At 72.4% G+C, this 16633-nt stretch carries 15 protein-coding genes; 3 read left to right on the top strand and 12 right to left on the bottom strand.

The window, feature by feature from the left end; translation table 11 throughout:
- Window positions 1-1295, bottom strand: a 1295-nt coding sequence (ahcY, locus tag VHW64_RS07155; protein ID WP_329649835.1) for an adenosylhomocysteinase, incomplete at its 3' end; no start/stop codon positions are given.
- A 52-nt stretch (window positions 1296-1347) separates the two neighbouring features.
- A complete protein-coding gene (locus VHW64_RS07150; protein WP_329649834.1) occupies window positions 1348-2559 on the bottom strand; it encodes an MFS transporter in 1212 nt (403 codons plus the stop codon).
- 208 nt (window positions 2560-2767) lie between these two features.
- Between VHW64_RS07150 and VHW64_RS07145 the strand changes: the two genes are divergently transcribed.
- Window positions 2768-3982, top strand: coding sequence for a hypothetical protein (locus VHW64_RS07145; RefSeq protein ID WP_329649833.1), 1215 nt, complete (start codon window positions 2768-2770; stop codon window positions 3980-3982).
- A 9-nt stretch (window positions 3983-3991) separates the two neighbouring features.
- On the opposite strand, the gene VHW64_RS07140 is transcribed toward VHW64_RS07145, so the two are convergent.
- The 7 genes from VHW64_RS07140 to VHW64_RS07110 all read right to left on the bottom strand — a co-directional run bounded on the left by VHW64_RS07140 (window position 3992) and on the right by VHW64_RS07110 (window position 10064).
- Window positions 3992-4606: a hypothetical protein gene (locus VHW64_RS07140; RefSeq protein WP_329649832.1), complete on the bottom strand. Its 615-nt coding sequence runs from the start codon at window positions 4604-4606 to the stop codon at window positions 3992-3994.
- A 49-nt stretch (window positions 4607-4655) separates the two neighbouring features.
- Window positions 4656-5606 (bottom strand): cation diffusion facilitator family transporter, encoded by a 951-nt coding sequence (locus tag VHW64_RS07135; RefSeq protein ID WP_329649831.1) that lies wholly within the window; start codon window positions 5604-5606, stop codon window positions 4656-4658.
- Window positions 5607-5704: 98 nt separating this feature from the next.
- Window positions 5705-6877 carry a hypothetical protein gene (locus VHW64_RS07130; protein ID WP_329649830.1) on the bottom strand — a complete coding sequence of 391 codons (1173 nt, stop codon included), beginning with the start codon at window positions 6875-6877 and terminating at the stop codon, window positions 5705-5707.
- A gap of 161 nt (window positions 6878-7038) precedes the next feature.
- Window positions 7039-8070 carry an SIS domain-containing protein gene (locus VHW64_RS07125; RefSeq protein ID WP_329649829.1) on the bottom strand — a complete coding sequence of 344 codons (1032 nt, stop codon included), beginning with the start codon at window positions 8068-8070 and terminating at the stop codon, window positions 7039-7041.
- Window positions 8071-8088: 18 nt separating this feature from the next.
- The gene (locus VHW64_RS07120) at window positions 8089-8232 is read right to left on the bottom strand and encodes a Trm112 family protein (protein WP_414690467.1); all 144 of its coding nucleotides are present in this window, start codon (window positions 8230-8232) and stop codon (window positions 8089-8091) included.
- A gap of 17 nt (window positions 8233-8249) precedes the next feature.
- On the bottom strand, window positions 8250-9647 hold the full coding sequence (locus VHW64_RS07115) for a phosphomannomutase/phosphoglucomutase (protein WP_329649827.1): 1398 nt from the start codon (window positions 9645-9647) through the stop codon (window positions 8250-8252).
- Between the two features lie 24 nt (window positions 9648-9671).
- A complete protein-coding gene (locus VHW64_RS07110; protein WP_329649826.1) occupies window positions 9672-10064 on the bottom strand; it encodes a DUF3499 domain-containing protein in 393 nt (130 codons plus the stop codon).
- A gap of 67 nt (window positions 10065-10131) precedes the next feature.
- Between VHW64_RS07110 and VHW64_RS07105 the strand changes: the two genes are divergently transcribed.
- Complete coding sequence (locus tag VHW64_RS07105) at window positions 10132-10581, top strand: metallopeptidase family protein (protein WP_329649825.1); 450 nt, start codon at window positions 10132-10134, stop codon at window positions 10579-10581.
- Window positions 10582-10611: 30 nt separating this feature from the next.
- Here VHW64_RS07105 and VHW64_RS07100 read toward each other — a convergent pair whose 3' ends face one another.
- The 3 genes from VHW64_RS07100 to VHW64_RS07090 all read right to left on the bottom strand — a co-directional run bounded on the left by VHW64_RS07100 (window position 10612) and on the right by VHW64_RS07090 (window position 15313).
- On the bottom strand, window positions 10612-12069 hold the full coding sequence (locus VHW64_RS07100; RefSeq protein ID WP_329649824.1) for a DUF5719 family protein: 1458 nt from the start codon (window positions 12067-12069) through the stop codon (window positions 10612-10614).
- Window positions 12066-14957: a glycosyltransferase family 2 protein gene (locus VHW64_RS07095; protein ID WP_329649823.1), complete on the bottom strand. Its 2892-nt coding sequence runs from the start codon at window positions 14955-14957 to the stop codon at window positions 12066-12068. Before VHW64_RS07095 ends, VHW64_RS07100 begins: the two co-directional genes overlap by 4 nt.
- 77 nt (window positions 14958-15034) lie before the next feature.
- Window positions 15035-15313, bottom strand: a complete 279-nt coding sequence (locus VHW64_RS07090; protein ID WP_329649822.1) for a WhiB family transcriptional regulator — start codon at window positions 15311-15313, stop codon at window positions 15035-15037.
- A 295-nt stretch (window positions 15314-15608) separates the two neighbouring features.
- Here VHW64_RS07090 and cofD point away from each other — a divergent pair, with 295 nt between their 5' ends.
- Window positions 15609-16619: a 2-phospho-L-lactate transferase gene (gene cofD, locus VHW64_RS07085; protein WP_329649821.1), complete on the top strand. Its 1011-nt coding sequence runs from the start codon at window positions 15609-15611 to the stop codon at window positions 16617-16619.
- Window positions 16620-16633 lie beyond the last annotated feature (14 nt).

Here is a 16633-nt window from a genome sequence, read left to right as displayed (position 1 = left end):
TTGCCGTCGACTATGTAGGCGTCGGGGTTCTTGGTGATCTCGATCTGGGCGATGGTCTGGTTCGAGAACGACGCGCTCATCACGAACGACGGGTGACCGGTGGCGTTGCCGAGGTTGAGCAGCCGCCCCTCGGACAGCACGATGATCGAGTGGCCGTCGGCGAAGCGCCACTCGTGCACCTGCGGCTTGACCTCGATCTTCTGCACGCCGGGCACCTTGGCCAGCCCGGCCATGTCGATCTCGTTGTCGAAGTGGCCGATGTTGCCGACGATTGCCTGGTGCTTCATCTGGGTCATGTGCTCGGCCATGATGATGTCCTTGTTGCCGGTCGTGGTGACGAAGATGTCAGCCTTGCCCACGACGTCTTCGAGCGTGACGACCTCGAGCCCGTCCATCGCCGCCTGCAGCGCGCAGATCGGGTCGATCTCGGTGACGACCACACGCGCCCCCTGGCCGCGCAGCGACTCGACACAGCCCTTGCCGACATCGCCGTAGCCGAGCACGACGGCCATCTTGCCGCCGATCATGACATCGGTGCCCCGGTTGAGCCCGTCGATGAGGGAGTGCCGCACGCCGTACTTGTTGTCGAACTTCGACTTGGTGACCGAGTCGTTGACGTTGATGGCCGGGAAGAGCAGCGAGCCCTCCTTCATCATGTCGTAGAGCCGGTGCACGCCGGTGGTGGTCTCCTCGGTGACGCCCTGGATCTGCTCGGCGATCCTGGTCCAGCGGTCGTCGCTCTGGGCCAGCGACTGCTTCAGCACCCCGAAGATGACCTGCTGCTCGTGGCTCGTGGCGGACGCCGGGTCAGGGGCCACGCCGTTCTTCTCCATGTCGAGACCGAGGTGGACCAGGAGCGTCGCGTCGCCGCCGTCGTCGAGGATCATCGTGGCGAACGTGCTCTGCCCGTCGACGGTCGGCCAGTCGAGGATCTGCTGGGTGCACCACCAGTACTCCTCCAGGGTCTCGCCCTTCCAGGCGAAGACGGGCACGCCCGCGGGGTCCTCGACGGTGCCGTGGGGACCGACGACGACCGCCGCGGCCGCGTGGTCCTGGGTGGAGAAGATGTTGCAGGAGGCCCAGCGCACCTCGGCGCCGAGGGCGACCAGGGTCTCGATGAGCACGGCGGTCTGGATCGTCATGTGCAGGGATCCGGCGATCCTGGCGCCGGCCAGGGGCCTGCTGTCACCGAAGCGTGCGCGCATCGCCATCAGACCGGGCATCTCGTGCTCGGCCAGAGTGATCTCGGTCCGGCCGAACTCGGCCAGACTCAGGTCCGCGACCCTGTAGTCCATGTGACTGCCTCCCGTGCTCCCGGCCGCTGGTGTGCGGCCGCGCACGACGAGCCTAGAACTGGGAAACGCCAGCCGAAGAATCCCCGACGACCCCGACGACGTCGTCTCGTGCCGGCAGCCAGCGGGCCACGGCCAGCGCCACGATCGCCGTCGGAACCCCGAGCAGGGCGACCAGCGCGGGGAAGCCGAGCAGGTGCGATCCCAGGGCGAACGCGGCGTACACCGACAGCGCGACCACCTCCTCGAGCAGGCCGAGCACGCTGGTGACGGTCGCCCGAGCGGGTCCGGTGATGGCGTCCTGGAGCCTCGTCTCGCCGACGAGCATCGCGTTGTTGAGCATCCCGTACCCGACGCCGATGGCGACGAAGCCGGCGTACGGCGTGACCAGCGCGCCGACCGAGACCAGCACCGCTCCGGCTCCGAGGAGGGCCCCGACGGCCCCGGCTCGTAGCCGGGCCGAGCGCCCCGTGAGCGCGGTGCCGACCGCCTGGCCGGTGACGGTCACCGCGACGAGCACCGGCACGACGGTCGTCTCGACGTGATGGGCCCTGGCCACGAGCGGGAAGTACTCGTCGTAGGCGGTGAGGCCGACCATGGCCGAGGCCAGGAGCAGGACCCGCCGAACATCGGGGTGCCGCCGGGACTCGGCGAGGCCCGCCCGCAGCATGCGGAGGTACCGGGAGGCCGCCTCGCCCGCCTCGACCGGATCCGCCGCGTGGCGCGCCCGCTGGGAGACGGGCAGCGTGGCGGCGAGCAGACCCTGGACTCCGGCGAAGCCCACCGAGACCCAGCCGACCGCGCGGTAGCCGTCGACGTGCAGCAGCAGCGCCGCGGACGCCGTGGCCGCGAGGTTGGCCAGCATCGCGGTGGACTGGGCCCACCCGATCAGCCGGGGGTAGTCACCGCGCTCGCCGCGCTCGACCAGCTCGTCGTAGACCAGCGACTCGAAGGTGCCCGACACCAGCGCGCTCGACAGGCCCCAGCAGACGAACCCGAGCGCGAAGCCGGTGAAGGTCTGCCACAGCATCCACAGGGAGAAGCCGACGGCGTAGACAGCAGCCGAGACCACGAGGAGCCGACGGCGGTCGTAGGTGTCGGCCCAGGCGCCGGACGGCACCTCGCACACGAAGCCCGTCAACGACCAGACCAGGAAGAGCACCGAGATCTGCGCCGCGCCGATGCCACGGTCGGCGAACAGCAGGGCGTACACCGCGTAGAGCGGCACGAAGTCGCGCGAGGCGTGGTAGCCGAGGACGTGCGCCACGAAGCGGCGGCGCCGGGCCTCGGCCCCGACTCATATGTGGCCAGAGTGGTGACGCATGACGGCAGGTTAGTCCTGTGGCGAGACACGAACCAGGTGTTGCTCCCTGAGATCACAAAACGATCACGGTCTGTGATAGAGGTAAAGACCGGAGCGGGGGCAAGGGAAGCCGGGAACGCACTTTCCGGTGTGGAAGGGACCTCACTAACACATGCTTCAGTACCCCCGCCGCAAGCATCGGGCCCCTGGCCCTCGTCGTGCCCAGATCAGCGCCGGGCTCACCGCGCTCGGGACCGCCGCCGTCCTGGTCACGGTGGTTCTGGTCGTCACCGGAGGCGTGATCTCCCAGACCGGCGCCCTGACCGACCGGTACCACCGGCACCACCCGATCAGACCCATCGGGCCCAGCAAGCCGATCACGGGTCGGCCGACCCGCACCGCCCCGACGAGGACTCCGACGTCTGCTCCGACCCGGCCGACACAGCCGACCAGCGGGCCGACGACGCATCCGACCACGGGTCCGACGACGGCTCCCACCAGCCCCTCCGGGCCGACCAGCTCGACCAGCAGCCCGGCCGGGACGCAGCCTGACATCGGTGTCTACATGGCCGGGAACAACTCGGGTCTTGACGCCTACACCTCGAGCTGGCGGGTCCAGCCGAACGCCGCGTCCTTCTACCTCAACTTCGAGCAGAAGGTCCCGGCCCTGATGAAGACCTACGCGGCCCAGGGCCGGCAGATCCAGGTCGCCTTGCAGACGAAGATCTCGAGCGGGTCGTATGCGACCTGGACCGCGATCGCCAAGGGCACCTACGACTCTCAGATCGTCACCCTGGTCAAGTCTCTGGACGCCTTGAACACCCGCGTGCTGCTCTCCCTCGACGTGGAGCCCGACGCCAACTACACCGGCGGTGGCGGCGTCGCCGCCGGCCAGACGCCGGCGCAGTACGTGGCGGCGGCCAACCACTTCGCCGACCTGATCCACGCCAACTCCAAGCGGGTCCAGTCGCTGGTCTGGCTCGCGGGCTTCAAGGACGCGGCCACCGAGGCGTCGTTCCTGCCGGCGGTGTCCAAGCTCGACAACGTCGGCTGGGATCCCTACATGACCGGCTCGTACGCGCCCACCGAGACCGCGACGGCGTTGTTCTCCCGCTTCATCAACAACGTGCTCGTGCCCTACGGCTACGGGAACATCTCGCGCCACATCCTCGAGACGGGGATCAAGACCGACAAGGGCTCCGACGGCAAGACGTTCGACTCGCAGACCCAGGTCAACTTCTTCGACGGCGTCCCCGCCGCGATGAAGAGCGACGACATCAGCTCGGTGATCTGGTTCCGTGACGACTCGGGGAGCCACAACTACATCCCCACCGACTCCGCGGTCGACAGGGCCTTCGCCGCGATGGTCCAGCAGCTCCTCGGCTGACCGGCGGGCTCACGGTGGTGGTGCGGTCGCCCAGCGCTCGGAGGCTCGCACCAGGCGCGGCACGACGAAGATCGGGAGCAGGATCGGAAGCAGCAGGAGCTTGATCCAGTCCCATGCGGTGTTGCCCGTGAAGCCGGTCCACGTCCAGGGGACGAGGTAGCCCAGTGCCACCAGGACGCCCGCGAGCACGGTGCCGCTGGTCAACAGCCCGACGTGCCGTGCGGTCCATCGTGGCGGCGCGTGCCACAGCGTGGAGGTCGCCACCACGGCCGGGAGCAGGGCCAGACCGAGCCAGTCCCACAGGGTGTTGCCGGTGAACCCCGTCCACGACATCGGCACGAGGTAGCCGGCCAGCACGAGCGCGGCGAAGACGACGAGCCCCAGCAGTGCCGCGGCCTTGTGCCGACGGTGGAGCCGCTCGCGATGACGGAGCATGAGCGGCAGCAGCGCGACCGTGACGGGCAGCGCGAGGCCTTCCAGCCAGTCCCACAGCGTCACCTGGGACGAGAGACCGGTCCACGACCACCCGCCGGCGTACCCACCCCAGACGTAGACCGCGAAGGCCACCGCCGCGACGACGCCGCCGCCGGCGAGGGCCCATCGAGGAGGGCGCTTGCTGCTCACGATCGCATTGTGCACGCCCGACCACGCCGCGAGCGACGGTCGGCGGACGTCAGGAGGGGACGCGGGCGATGTCGGGCTCGAGGTAGATGACGCGCGCGATCGGCTCGACCGCGCGGATCGCGGCCTCGGCGGCGTCGATGGCCTCGGCGATCGCGCGCGCCGTGGCCTCCGGGGGGACGGCGATCTTGGCCGCCACCAGGAGCTCGTCGGGCCCCAGGTGCATCGTCTTGAGATGGACGACACCGTCGATGCCGTCGGTGGAGTCGACCGCGTCGACGATGCGGCGCACCGCGGCCGCGGAGGCGCCCTCGCCGAGGAGCAGGCTCTTGGTCTCGACGCCCAGCACCACCGCGACCACCACCAGGAGCAGCCCGATCAGCGCCGTCCCGACGACGTCCCACCACAGGTTGCTGGTCAGCAGCGACAGACCCACGCCCAGGAGCGCGAAGACCAGCCCGCACAGCGCCGCGAAGTCCTCCAACAGGATCACCGGGAGCTCGGGCCCCTTCGCACGACGTACGAACTGGACGAACGACGCCTCGCCGCGCACGCGGTCCGCCTCGCGGATCGCGGTGCGGAACGACAGGCCCTCCATCACGATCGCGGCGAGCAGCACGACGATCGGGACCCAGGCCCACCGGCTGTCCAGCAGCGAGTCGTGGGGGTGCCCGTGGGCTCGGTGGAGCTCGTGGGCCTTGTGGTAGGCCTCGTAGAGCGCGAACAGCCCGCCGACGCTGAACAGCACGATCGAGACGATGAACGCGTAGACGTAGCGCTCGCGGCCGTAGCCGAACGGGTGCTCTTCACTCGGCGCCCGTCGCGACCTGCGACCGCCGAGCAGCAGGAGCGCCTGGTTCCCCGAGTCGGCGACGGAGTGGATCGACTCGGCCAGCATCGAGGAGGCACCGGTGAGCAGGAAGGCCAGGAACTTCGTGACGGCGATCCCGGAGTTCGCCAGGAGCGCGGCGACGACTGCCTTGGTGCTCCCCTCGGTGGCCATGGCGCGAACGTTACTGGGACCTCCCGACCCGAGACCTCCGGACGGGCCGCGCCGGCCTGAGGGTGCTCAGGCCGGCGCGGCCGTCCGGCTCGGTCGGGTCAGAAGGTGGCGACACCCGTCTGCCGCGTGGTCACCCGCACGAAGTGGTTGCGCCAATGGCGGACCGTGACGTCGCCCGCGGTGAAGATCCCGTAGGTGTTGTCGTGGATGAGGTTGCCGTGGATCGCGATCTGCATGGGTGTGGCACTGCCGAGGTAGATCCCGGTGGTCTCGAGGTCTGACTCGTCGGTGCGCACGTTGTTGGTCCCGATCAGGTTGCGCACGACCTTGTTGCCGCTGAAGTCGCTGTCGGGAACGCCGTCGACGTGCGGCACGTGGGAGTGGACCACGACGCCGCCGTGACCGTTGCCGTGGAACTCGTTGGCCACGATGACGTTGTCCTTGACGACTCCACCCGGGATCGGGCTGGCCAGGATGACCCCGCTGCCGGCCGAGGCGTCCGGCGCCGTCGCGGTGCTGAGCCCGTTGTCGTCGGACCTGTTGCCCTTGACGAGGGTGCCGATGACCCCCGCGCCCGTGTGGTCGGCCAGGGCGATGCCACAGCCTCCGAAGTTGCGGTCGGTGATGTTGTGCACCACGCGGTTGCCCTGTGCCGGCGCGCCCAGGTCGTCGGCGACGTTGATCCCGACGCCGTTCTCGACCGCGATGTTGTCGCGGGCCACCGAGTCCGACGTGCTGTTCAGGTCGATGCCCGAGCCGGCGTTGCCACGCACCACGTTGTGGACGATCGTGACGTGGTCGGCAGGAACGGGGCCGGCGTCGGTGAAGCCGGCCGTGATGATGCCGTCGTAGGGCATCGTCGAGTCGTCGCCCGAGGCGTTGCGGACGGTCAGGCCGCGAATCGTCGTCCACGACGCGGTCACGCCGACGCCGTAGCCGAAGCCGGTGGCGTCGATCACGGCACCCGGCCGCCCGGCGAGCGTGAGCGGCTTGTCGACGGTCACGCTGACGGCGTAGACGCCCCGGCACACGACGACCTTCCCGCCGGCGGGAGCCGCCTCGATCGCCGACTGGATGTCGGAGTACGCCGCGTGCCGGCAGCCCCGGCCGCCGTTGCGGGCCTCACCCTTCGACGAGACGAAGACGGCGCGACCGTGGTGGTGACCCCGGTGGTGACCCTGGTGGTGACCCTGGTGGGCACCGAGCGCCTGCACCGGGCCGGCGGTCACCAGGGCCGCACCCAGCGCGAGACCGGCGACACCGGCCAGCATCGATGAACCTCTGCCTAGCTTCATTTTTCCCTCTCCCCCGGCGCAGACCCCCCGCGCCTGTGGGCAGTCCAGCACCGAAGGGCCCTGGCCGACAACTACCCGGATGGGTGGTCGGACCGCCCCGGAAGGACGCGTCCGCCGCCTCCTGGCCCGGCTCCGGGTCACTCCTCGACGAGGCCGAGGCGGAGATACTCCGCGCCGTACCGGCCGCTGAGCACCAACGATGCGTATCTCGCGACCTCGGTCGCGGCATCGGTGGTCAGCGTCTCGACGCGGACGCCGTGCTCCGCTGCGGCCCCCAGGAGCCGGTCGCGGTCCTCGCGGACGACCGGGTCGTCGGCGCCGTCGTCGAAGACCAGCAGCATCGGGCGCGCATCGCCGCCGTCCTCGGCGAAGGGGTCGTCGAAGACGTCGCGGGGGCGAGCGGCCTCGACCAGCGGCAGGAGGTGCTCGGCATCTCCGGCGATCGCCGAGCGCCCCGAGGCCCGGCGGATCGTCTCGGAGACGCGCCGGGCGGCGCGCGCGGCGAGGCTCGAGCCGCCCCACACGACCGGGTTGGTGTCGGCCAGGGCGATCGCGAGCATCTTGCCGGGGTTGACCGCGAGGTCACGGTGGGGCGAGCAGGCCACGGCCACCTCGTCGAGGGCACGGGCCACGTCGGCGTGGTCGGCGCGCGGGCCGAGACCGACCTGGTCGAGGTACTCCAGGACGACCACCGCCGTGGCCAGCGGGTCACGCGTCACGGTCGGCACGATGGCCGACCAGCGACCCTCGGCGTGCTGGGCGACCAGCGAGCCCTCCGGCGAGGCCACCACCACCTGACAGCCACGGCGTACCGCCTCGGCGACCGCCGCCGCCGTCGCCCGGTCGGAGCCGTCGGGCGCGAGCACCACGACGAGGTCGAGCCCGCCGGCCCACCCCGGCAGCGCCGGGCCGGGCCAGGCGACGAAGGGGACCGGACACCACGGCTCCAGCACGGCGCGCAGCAGCCTGGAGTCGGGGCCGGCGGCGACGATCGCGCGTGGTCGCGGAGCATCGCGGGCGGTCACCACCGCCGCGGCGATGCCGCTCTCGGACTCGGCCGCCTCGCGGCGGACCCGGGCACCCGACTCGGCGAGCTCGCGCAGGCGCAGGTCGAACCGCGCCAAGACGTCCTCGTCGTCCAGCCGGGACTCGTCGAACCAGGTGGCCATCGTGGGTGGGTCTCGCGCTCAGCCCGGCCTGCGGGCCTCGTCGACCAGCAGGACCGGGATGTCGTCTCGGACGGGGTAGGCCAGCCCGCAGGACTGGCAGACCAGCTCCTCGCCCACCGGCTCGAGCAGCCCGTGGTCGTCGGGACAGCGGATGATCTCCATCAGCGTGGGGTCGAGGTTCACTCGGCCGCCTCCTTGGGTGAGCTCTGGATCAGGGCGAGGACATCGTCGCGCACCCGGGTCATGGTCGCCTCGTCGTCGCCCTCGACGTTGAGCCGCAGCAGCGGCTCGGTGTTGGAGGCCCGGAGGTTGAACCACCAGGTCGCGGCGGTCACCGTCAGCCCGTCGAGCCGGTCGAGCTCGACGCCCGGCACGTCGGCGTACGCCGTCTCCACCGTGGCCTGGGCGGCCGCGGGGTCACCGACCTCGGAGTTGACCTCACCGCTGGCGACGTAGCGCTCGTAGTCGGCGAGGAGCTGCGAGAGCGGAGCCTCCGTCGCGGCCAGCGCCGCAAGCGTGTGCAGGGCGGCCAGCATCCCGGAGTCGGCCCGCCAGAAGTCCCGGAAGTAGAAGTGGCCGCTGTGCTCGCCGCCGAACACGGCATCGGTCTGGGCCATCGTCGTCTTGATGAACGAGTGTCCCACCCTGGTCCGGACCGGCGTCCCTCCCAGGTCGGTGACGAGCTGGGGCACGAACCGGCTGGTGATCAGGTTGTGGATCACGGTCGCGCCCGGCTCGCGCTCCAGCTCTCGGGCGGCGATCAGGGCAGTGAGCGTGGACGGGGACACGGCGCGCCCGCGCTCGTCGACCACGAAGCAGCGGTCGGCGTCTCCGTCGAACGCCAGCCCCAGGTCGGCCCCCTCGACGAGCACCCGCGACTGGAGGTCGACGAGGTTGACCGGGTCGATCGGGTTGGCCTCGTGGTGCGGGAAGGTGCCGTCGAGCTCGAAGTACATCGGCACCAGCTCGACCCCGCCGCCCGGGCCGGCGTCCAGTCGGCCGAGCACGGTCGGGGCGGTCAGCCCGGCCATCCCGTTGCCGGCGTCGACGACGACCTTGAGCCGGCGCCCCGCGACCGGGGCGAGCCCGACGAGGTGGTCGGCGTAGGCCCCGAGCACGTCCCGCTGCCAGACCGCTCCGCGAACCGCGGCCGCCACCGGCGGCGGGCCGGACACGGCGTCGCGGATCGCGTGCAGGCCGGTGTCGGCGCCCACGGGCCGTGCCCCGGCACGACACAGCTTGATGCCGTTGTACGCCGCGGGGTTGTGGCTCGCGGTGAACATCGCGCCCGGATGACCCAGGCTGCCCGAGGCGAAGTAGAGCTCGTCGGTGGACGCCAGACCGATCATCACGACGTCGGCACCGGCAGCGGCGACACCCTCCCCGAACGCGGCCGCGAGCGAGGGCGAGCTCGGACGCATGTCGTGCCCGACGACCACCGTCGACGCGCCCGCCACCGCCACGAACGCCGCGCCGGTACGACGCGCGAGCTCCTCGTCGAGCTGGTCGGGCACGGTGCCGCGCACGTCGTAGGCCTTGAAGACGGCGTGCACGTTCGCCCGGTCAGTGGTCGGCACGGGACGAGCCTAGGTGTACTCGGCTCACTCGGAGGTGAGCACCCTCAGGTGCCCGCGCCGGCCGGTCTCGCGGCCGGCGCCCGCGGACACGACCTGGCTGGGGGAACGGGTCGCGTGCACCAGCCCCGGCTCGTCGGCGAGCGCGGGCCGGCCGGCCTCGCGGACCGCGTCGGCGAGGGCCAGCAGGTCGTCCTGCGAGGGCGGCAGGCTGCTCGGGTCGGGCGCCAGGCGCATGACCTCCCAGCCGCGGGGTGCCGACAGACGCTCCCCGTGGACCTCGCAGAGGTCGTAGGAATGAGGCTCGGCGTAGGTCGCAAGAGGGCCGACGACGGCCGTCTGGTCGGCGTAGACATAGGTCAAGGTGGTGACTGCGGGTCGGTCGCACGCGGTGCGCGAGCAACGCCGGCTGGGAGTCACGGCGCCGACGGTACCCCCGGCTCGCGGCTACGGCGTCCCGGCGCGCCGGTCGACTACCCTGACCCGGGTGAGCTCGCCGGCCCCCGCCCACTCCGCCGGCTCGCGCGTTCGTGACCGCCGCGGCCGGGGCATGCGCGGACCCGCGATCACGCCGACCCAGCCGGGCCGCCCGGAGCTGCCGACGCGCGGCGAGCGGTTCGACGAGCTGGTGCTCGAGACGGTGCGCGACATCGACACGCGGTGGCAGGAGCGGCTCGGGCTGGTCGAGTACGCCGTCGAGGACACGCCCCAGCTGCCCGAAGACTGGACCGGCGACACCGTGCCGCTGGCCTCCCTGGTGCGTGGGCACGGCACGACCGCGACGCGGCTGGTGATCTTCCGGCGTCCCATCGAGCACCGCTGCGAGACCCGTGCCGACCTCGAGGCGATGGTGCTCACGGTGCTGGTCGAGCAGGTCGCCGAGCTGCTCGGCATCGACGCCGACGACGTCGACCCGCGCTACCGGCGCGACGACTGACCCCAGCCCGACAGGCTCAGCCCAACAGGCTCAGTTGAGACCGGGGCCGATCTGGGGCACCAGGCCCTGAGTCAGCAGCTCACTGAGCGGGACCACCGAGGCGCCGTCGCCAGTGAGCACGACCGAGCCGCGGAGCTCGGTGCCCTGCGGCGCCACTGTCAGGAACGCCGTCTCGGCAGGGAGGGCGACGCGCACGGTCTGGCCGAGTGCCTGGGCGACGCGTTGGCTCAGCAGCTGCTTGCCGCTCGCGTCGTAGGCCGTGACCTGGGCGGCGCCCGCCGAGTCCGCGGCCAGGTAGAGGGTGGCCGTGACCGGGCTCGGCTTCCCGCCGCCGTGGACGGGCTTCGCCGGCGCGACCGGGAGCAGCGTCGCGGCCTCGTGGCGCACCACCGGGTCGGCGACGGTGAGGGCCTCGTCGCCGGCCAGCTGGGTCGCCACCGACGCCGTCACCGGCCCGTCCGCGAGCACCCGGATCCCCAGCGCGCCGTCCTGGAGCGCCTTGCCCAGGACCTTGGTCAGGGGCACCTCGACGGTCGTTCCGGGTGGGACGCTGACGGTGTCGAGCCCCGCCGGCGCGAAGGTCGTGTCGCCGGTGACGACCTTGATCTGCGCCCGCACCTGGTCCTCGCTGGGGTTGGCGATCTGGAGCGTACGTCGCCCCACGCCGGCGGGCAGCCCGATCAGGCGGTTGTCCAGGGCGGGCGCGTCCTGGCGCGGCAGCCACTCGCTGGTGGTCTTGTGCGTGGTCAGGTCCGTCCGGCGGTCGAGGACGTGGACGGCGAGCCGGCCCCGCGAGACCTGCACCTGCGCGGAGAGCACCAGCCGGCGGGGCACGATCGCCCCGAGGTCGAGGCTCACCGTGCGGTGGGCCGGGATCGTGATGCCGCGCAGCTTGCGGACCGAGAAGCTGCGCCGGCCGTACAACGTGATGTCGACGTCGGCTCGCCCGGAGTCGGGGTTCACCAGCTCGATGACCGAGTCGTGCTCGGGACCCGAGCCGATGCCGGTGAACCACTGCTCGGAGGCGGGCACGCTGCACGTCTGGGTGGTCAGGGGTGCCGTCCCGGCGCGCAGGCCCAGCAGCCCGGGCGCCAAGGCATCGCTGCCCCGGACCACCACGGCTCCGGCCGCGGGCACCGGCGCGAGGACCCCGTTGCGCACCGGAGTCGACGACTGCCGACCGTCAGCGGTCACCGAGACCGAGCCCTGGTGCCCGCTGGCGGTCGACACCCAGGCATCCGGCGCGGCCGGCACGGCACCGGGACAGACGATGGCGGAGTCGGTGAGGCTGGTCAGCGACGGCGGGTGGGTCTGGTCGTGCACCGGCGGGTGGCGGACACCGGCGAGCGCGCCGACCGTGACCAGCGGCACCACGACCGCCAGAGCGCTGACCAGGTCGAGCCGCGGTGTGCGCCGGCGCCGGACGACCTCGGCGTCGCGGACCCGTCGCCCGCTCCGGCCGGCGCTGCCGCGCCCGTCGGCGCTCACGACTCGTCCTCGTCGGAGCTGCGGCGGGCCCGCAGCGTCGGCAGGGTCAGTACCAGGACGACGACCAGACCGGCCGTGCCGACCAGGAGCAGCACGGTCCGCAGGAGCGAGCCCGGTCCGGCGACGGCCCGCGGGTCGACCGGGGTCTCCACCTGCCACGTCCGGGTGGACTGGCTCTCGGTGCCGGCCTGTCCGAGCCCGTCGGTGGCGTCGAGGCCGGCCGCGACCGACCCGTCGTACGGCGCCGGCAGGACGAGGTAGCGGATCCCGGCCTCCGCCAGGCCGTGGACCACCGTCGGCGTCGGCCGCGAGACCAGGGCCCGCACGTCGGCGTCGAAGCCGGGATCGGGAGCCGCGGCGTAGAGGATCTCGCTCTCCCCCAGGGTGTCGCCGGCTCCGCGCCGGACGGTGTAGGTGAGGCCCTGGGCGACGTCACCGCGGATCACCAGGATGCCGTTGGCGCTCGCGCTGGTCGCCTCGTCGGTCATGAACGGCGGGATCCCGGTGCTCTCGCCGTTGGCGAGGTCGCCCGGACCCTGCCACACGAACCAGCCCAGGCCCACCGCCGGGATCACCGCGGCGACGAGCGCCAGCCCGACCAGCAGCACCTCGTGGTGCTCACGACGAGACCGGCGCAGGATCGACACCAGGCCCTGGGCGCCCAGCATGGCGGCCAGCACGAAGCACCCGTGCAGCACGAGCAGCAGCACCGCGATCCCGGGCGCGACCGAGCCCCCGGGCAGGGGCAGGCGCACCGCGGACAGCCCGGTCGCGGTGATCGCCGCCACGGCGCCCACCAGCCAGGCCACGAGCACCGGGATGCGCGTCGCCCGGGGTACGACGGCCAGGGCGGCGAGCACGACGAGCATCGCGCCCAGCCAGCCGGGCCCGCCCACGCCGGGACCGAGGCGGCCGACCAGCAGGTCGGTCGAGCCCAGCGACGGGTAGGGCTGTCGGCCCGACTCCATCAGCAGCAGGGACCAGGCGTGGTGCGCGATCGCGGGCAGCCACCACGGCAGCAGCACCACCGGCGCGACCCCGAGTGTCACCAGCGGCGGGCCGAGGACCTCGCGACCGCGCGGCAGGCGCCGGGTGACGGCCGCGGCGAGGCCGAGCACGACCACGGACAGGACCAGGGCGAAGGCCCAGGCGACCGGCTCGAAGGCGGCCGCGATCGCCAGCAGCAGCCCCGTGCGCCACGCGGCGCGCCATCGGCGCTCGCTCTCGGGGTCGCCGAACCCCAGGGCGGCGTGGGCCAGGAACGGCAGGATCGCCGCGACGGCGACCAGCCCCAGCCGGCCGTCGCCGAAGGCGCCCGAGGTGACCGGGACCAGGGCGTAGGTCACGGCCCCGAGAGCCACCAGCCACCGCGGCGAGCCGCCGGGGTCGACCAGGCGACCCACGACCCGGAGCATCCGCCACGCCCCCCACAGACCGAGCGGGACGGCGAGCAGCAGGACCGCCGAGACCGCGGCGGCGCCGCTGTCTCGGAGCAGCCAGCCCAGGACGCCCAGCACGGCGACGTACGCCGGAGCCGGGACCGCGGTGCCGGTCGCCAGCGGATGCCACGACTCGGTCCACAGCCCCAGGAGCTGGGTGGCATGCTCCGGCGCGGGCGCGAGACCGCCGCCGGTGACGTGTCCGAACGCCTCGCGCGCACCGACGATCGCGAGGACCACCACGACCGTCAGGGCCAGCGCGAGCGGGTTGGTGAAGAACCGGGCGACGAGCCCGGTGTCCTCGGGCGTCTCGTCGTCGACGACGGCGGGGCGCCGGGTCGACACCGGAGCCACCGTCTCCTTGGCGGCCCGGCGTCGGTCGGCGACGTCCTGGGCCTGGGTGGACGCCGCGTTGACGATGTCTCCGACGACGTCCAGGCCGTGCCGGTAGGGCAGCCACCAGGGAGCGAGCAGCGGACGCGGGTCGGACGCGGGCCCGCCGTCGGTGCGAGCCGCCCTTCGCGTGGCGCGCCCCCGACGGAGCTCGCCCGGGCTCAGGTAGACCGAGAACAGCGCGGCGAGGTCGTCCAGCGCCTCGCCGGCCGAGCGGACCACGAGGAAGCCGGCCATCCGGACCAGGGTGCCGAAGAAGAGCCGCACCACCTGCCACGGCAGAGCCCGGACGGGGGCGTTGACCAGCAGCGTGTAGAGCGCCGCCCGGCGCTCCTGGTAGTGCGTGTGCCGGCCCGTGAGCGGCGTGCGCCGGGTGCCGCGGTGGGCGGCCTCGGCGTGGAAGACCACGGCATCGGGCACCGCCACGGTGCGGTACCCGTGCGCGGCGGCCCGCCATCCGAAGTCGATGTCGTTGCCGAAGATCGGCAGGTTCTCGTCGAAGCCACCGAGGTCGTCGAGCACCCGCCGGCGTACCAGCATGCCCGCGGTGTTGACGGCGAGCACCTCGCGGACGTCGTCGTGCTGGCCCTGGTCGTACTCGCCGGGCTCGAGCCCGGTCTCGCGACGGCCGGTCGCCGAGATCGTGACCCCGACCTCGAGGAGGCGGCGCAGGGAGGGCCACTCGCGGAGCTTGGGGCCCAGGACGTCGGCGCCGTGGTCGGCGCGGTGACCCACCGTCGCGACGGCGAGCAGACGCTCGAGGGCGTCGGGGGCGGGGTTGCTGTCGTCGTGGAGCAGCCAGATCCACTCCGCGTCCTCGGGGGCGACCTGCGCCAGGCCGGTGCGCACCGCCTCGGGGTAGCCCGCACGGCCCGTCAGCGTGACGACCTCCTCGAAGGCATCGAGCAGGAGGTCGACGCTCTCGTCCCGGCTCCCGGTGTCCACGGCGACGACCTGCCGCACGGGGACGGTCTGGGACCGGAGCCCGTCGATGACCGCGGGCAGCCACCGGGCCCCGTCGTGGCTGACGACGAGAGCCACGACTGCCGGATGCACGGTGGCCCACCCTAGTGGCCACCGAAGGGCTCCCCGAATCCGGACCGGTGCGGTCGGGGCCGCCGGTCAGGCAGGCCTCAGACCGCGCGCTTCTTGAGCTTGCGGCGCTCGCGCTCCGACAGGCCGCCCCAGATGCCGAAGCGCTCGTCGTTCATCAAGGCGTACTCGAGGCAGTCGTCACGGACGTCGCAGGTGAGGCAGACCTTCTTGGCCTCCCTCGTCGAGCCGCCCTTCTCGGGGAAGAACGCCTCCGGGTCGGTCTGGGCGCACAGGGCGCGCTCCTGCCATCCCGCTTCCTCGGCATCCGCGTCGAGGAGAAACAGTTCCCTCACGGTGCTCGCCCTTTCAACCTTCATGAGCGTCGCGGCTCTCGTGGTGCTGCGACCCTGGTGGTGGTAGTCGACCCTGACGGTGATGAGACTGGTGTCCGGCCGGCCACCTGATGCTCGATCGAGCCGGCCGCCCGAAGCACGCTGTTGGAATTACACGCCTGTCGTACACCGGAAGTCAAGGCAGGATCTGGTATTGGGAACGGGCCGAGACGGCCCAGCCATCGCCTAGCCATCGCCTGGCCATCGCCCAGCCATCGCCGATCCACAGTCGCGAGCACCCGCTGGCGTCCCCGGCCGGCCGGTGCGGCAGGCTACCGGCATGCACCAGATCACCGTGCTCTCCGGTGGCGTCGGCGGGGCGACGTTCCTGCGCGGGCTCCTGCACGGCGTTCGCCACGGGCGGGTTCCCGGTGTCGACCCGGACGCCCAGGTGACCGTGGTCGCCAACACCGCCGACGACCTGTGGCTGCACGGGCTCAAGATCTGCCCCGATCTCGACACCGTCATGTACACCCTCGGCGACGGCATCGACGTCGAGCGCGGCTGGGGACGGCGCGACGAGACGTGGAACGCCAAGGACGAGCTCGCGGCGTACGGCGTGGAGCCGACGTGGTTCGGGCTGGGCGACCGCGACCTCGCGACGCACCTGGTCCGCACCCAGCTGCTGGACGCCGGCTATCCGCTCTCCCAGGTCACCGAGGCGCTGTGTCGGCGCTGGCTGGCTCCGGTCCACGGCGAGGGGCTGCGCCTCCTGCCGATGACCGACGACCGCGTCGAGACGCACATCGCGATCTCCGACCCCGACTCGCCCAGCGGCCGGCGGGTCGTGCACTTCCAGGAGTACTGGGTGCGGCTGCACGCCGAGGTGCCGGCCGAGGCCGTCGTCGTGGTCGGCCTGGAGGACTCCACGCCCGGTCCGGGGGTGATCGACGCGGTCACCGCCGCCGACCTCGTCGTCATCCCCCCGAGCAACCCCGTGGTCAGCGTCGGCACGATCCTCGGCGTCCCCCGCGTCCGGGAGGCGCTCGTCGCCACCCGGGCGCCGGTCGTCGGCCTGTCCCCCATCGTCGGCGGCACCCACGTGCGCGGCATGGCCCACCAGCTGCTCACCTCGATCGGCGTGGAGGTCAGCGCCGGAGCGGTGGCGCGACACTACGGACCCCGGTCCGACGGAGGCCTCCTCGACGGCTGGCTGGTCGACGAGGTGGACGCCGACGAGGTCGCCGGTGTCCGCGCGGCCGGCATCGCCTGCCACGCCGTCCCGCTGCTGATGACCAGTCCCGAGGCGACTGCCGCGATGGCGGCGGCCGCCGTCTCCCTGGTGTCGTGAGCGCGCGGTGGCTC

The sequence above is a fragment of the Nocardioides sp. genome, assembly GCF_036267815.1.
GTDB lineage: Bacteria > Actinomycetota > Actinomycetes > Propionibacteriales > Nocardioidaceae > Nocardioides.
Note: the sequence above shows the minus strand (reverse complement) of the source record. Positions and strands in the feature narration are given on the sequence as shown.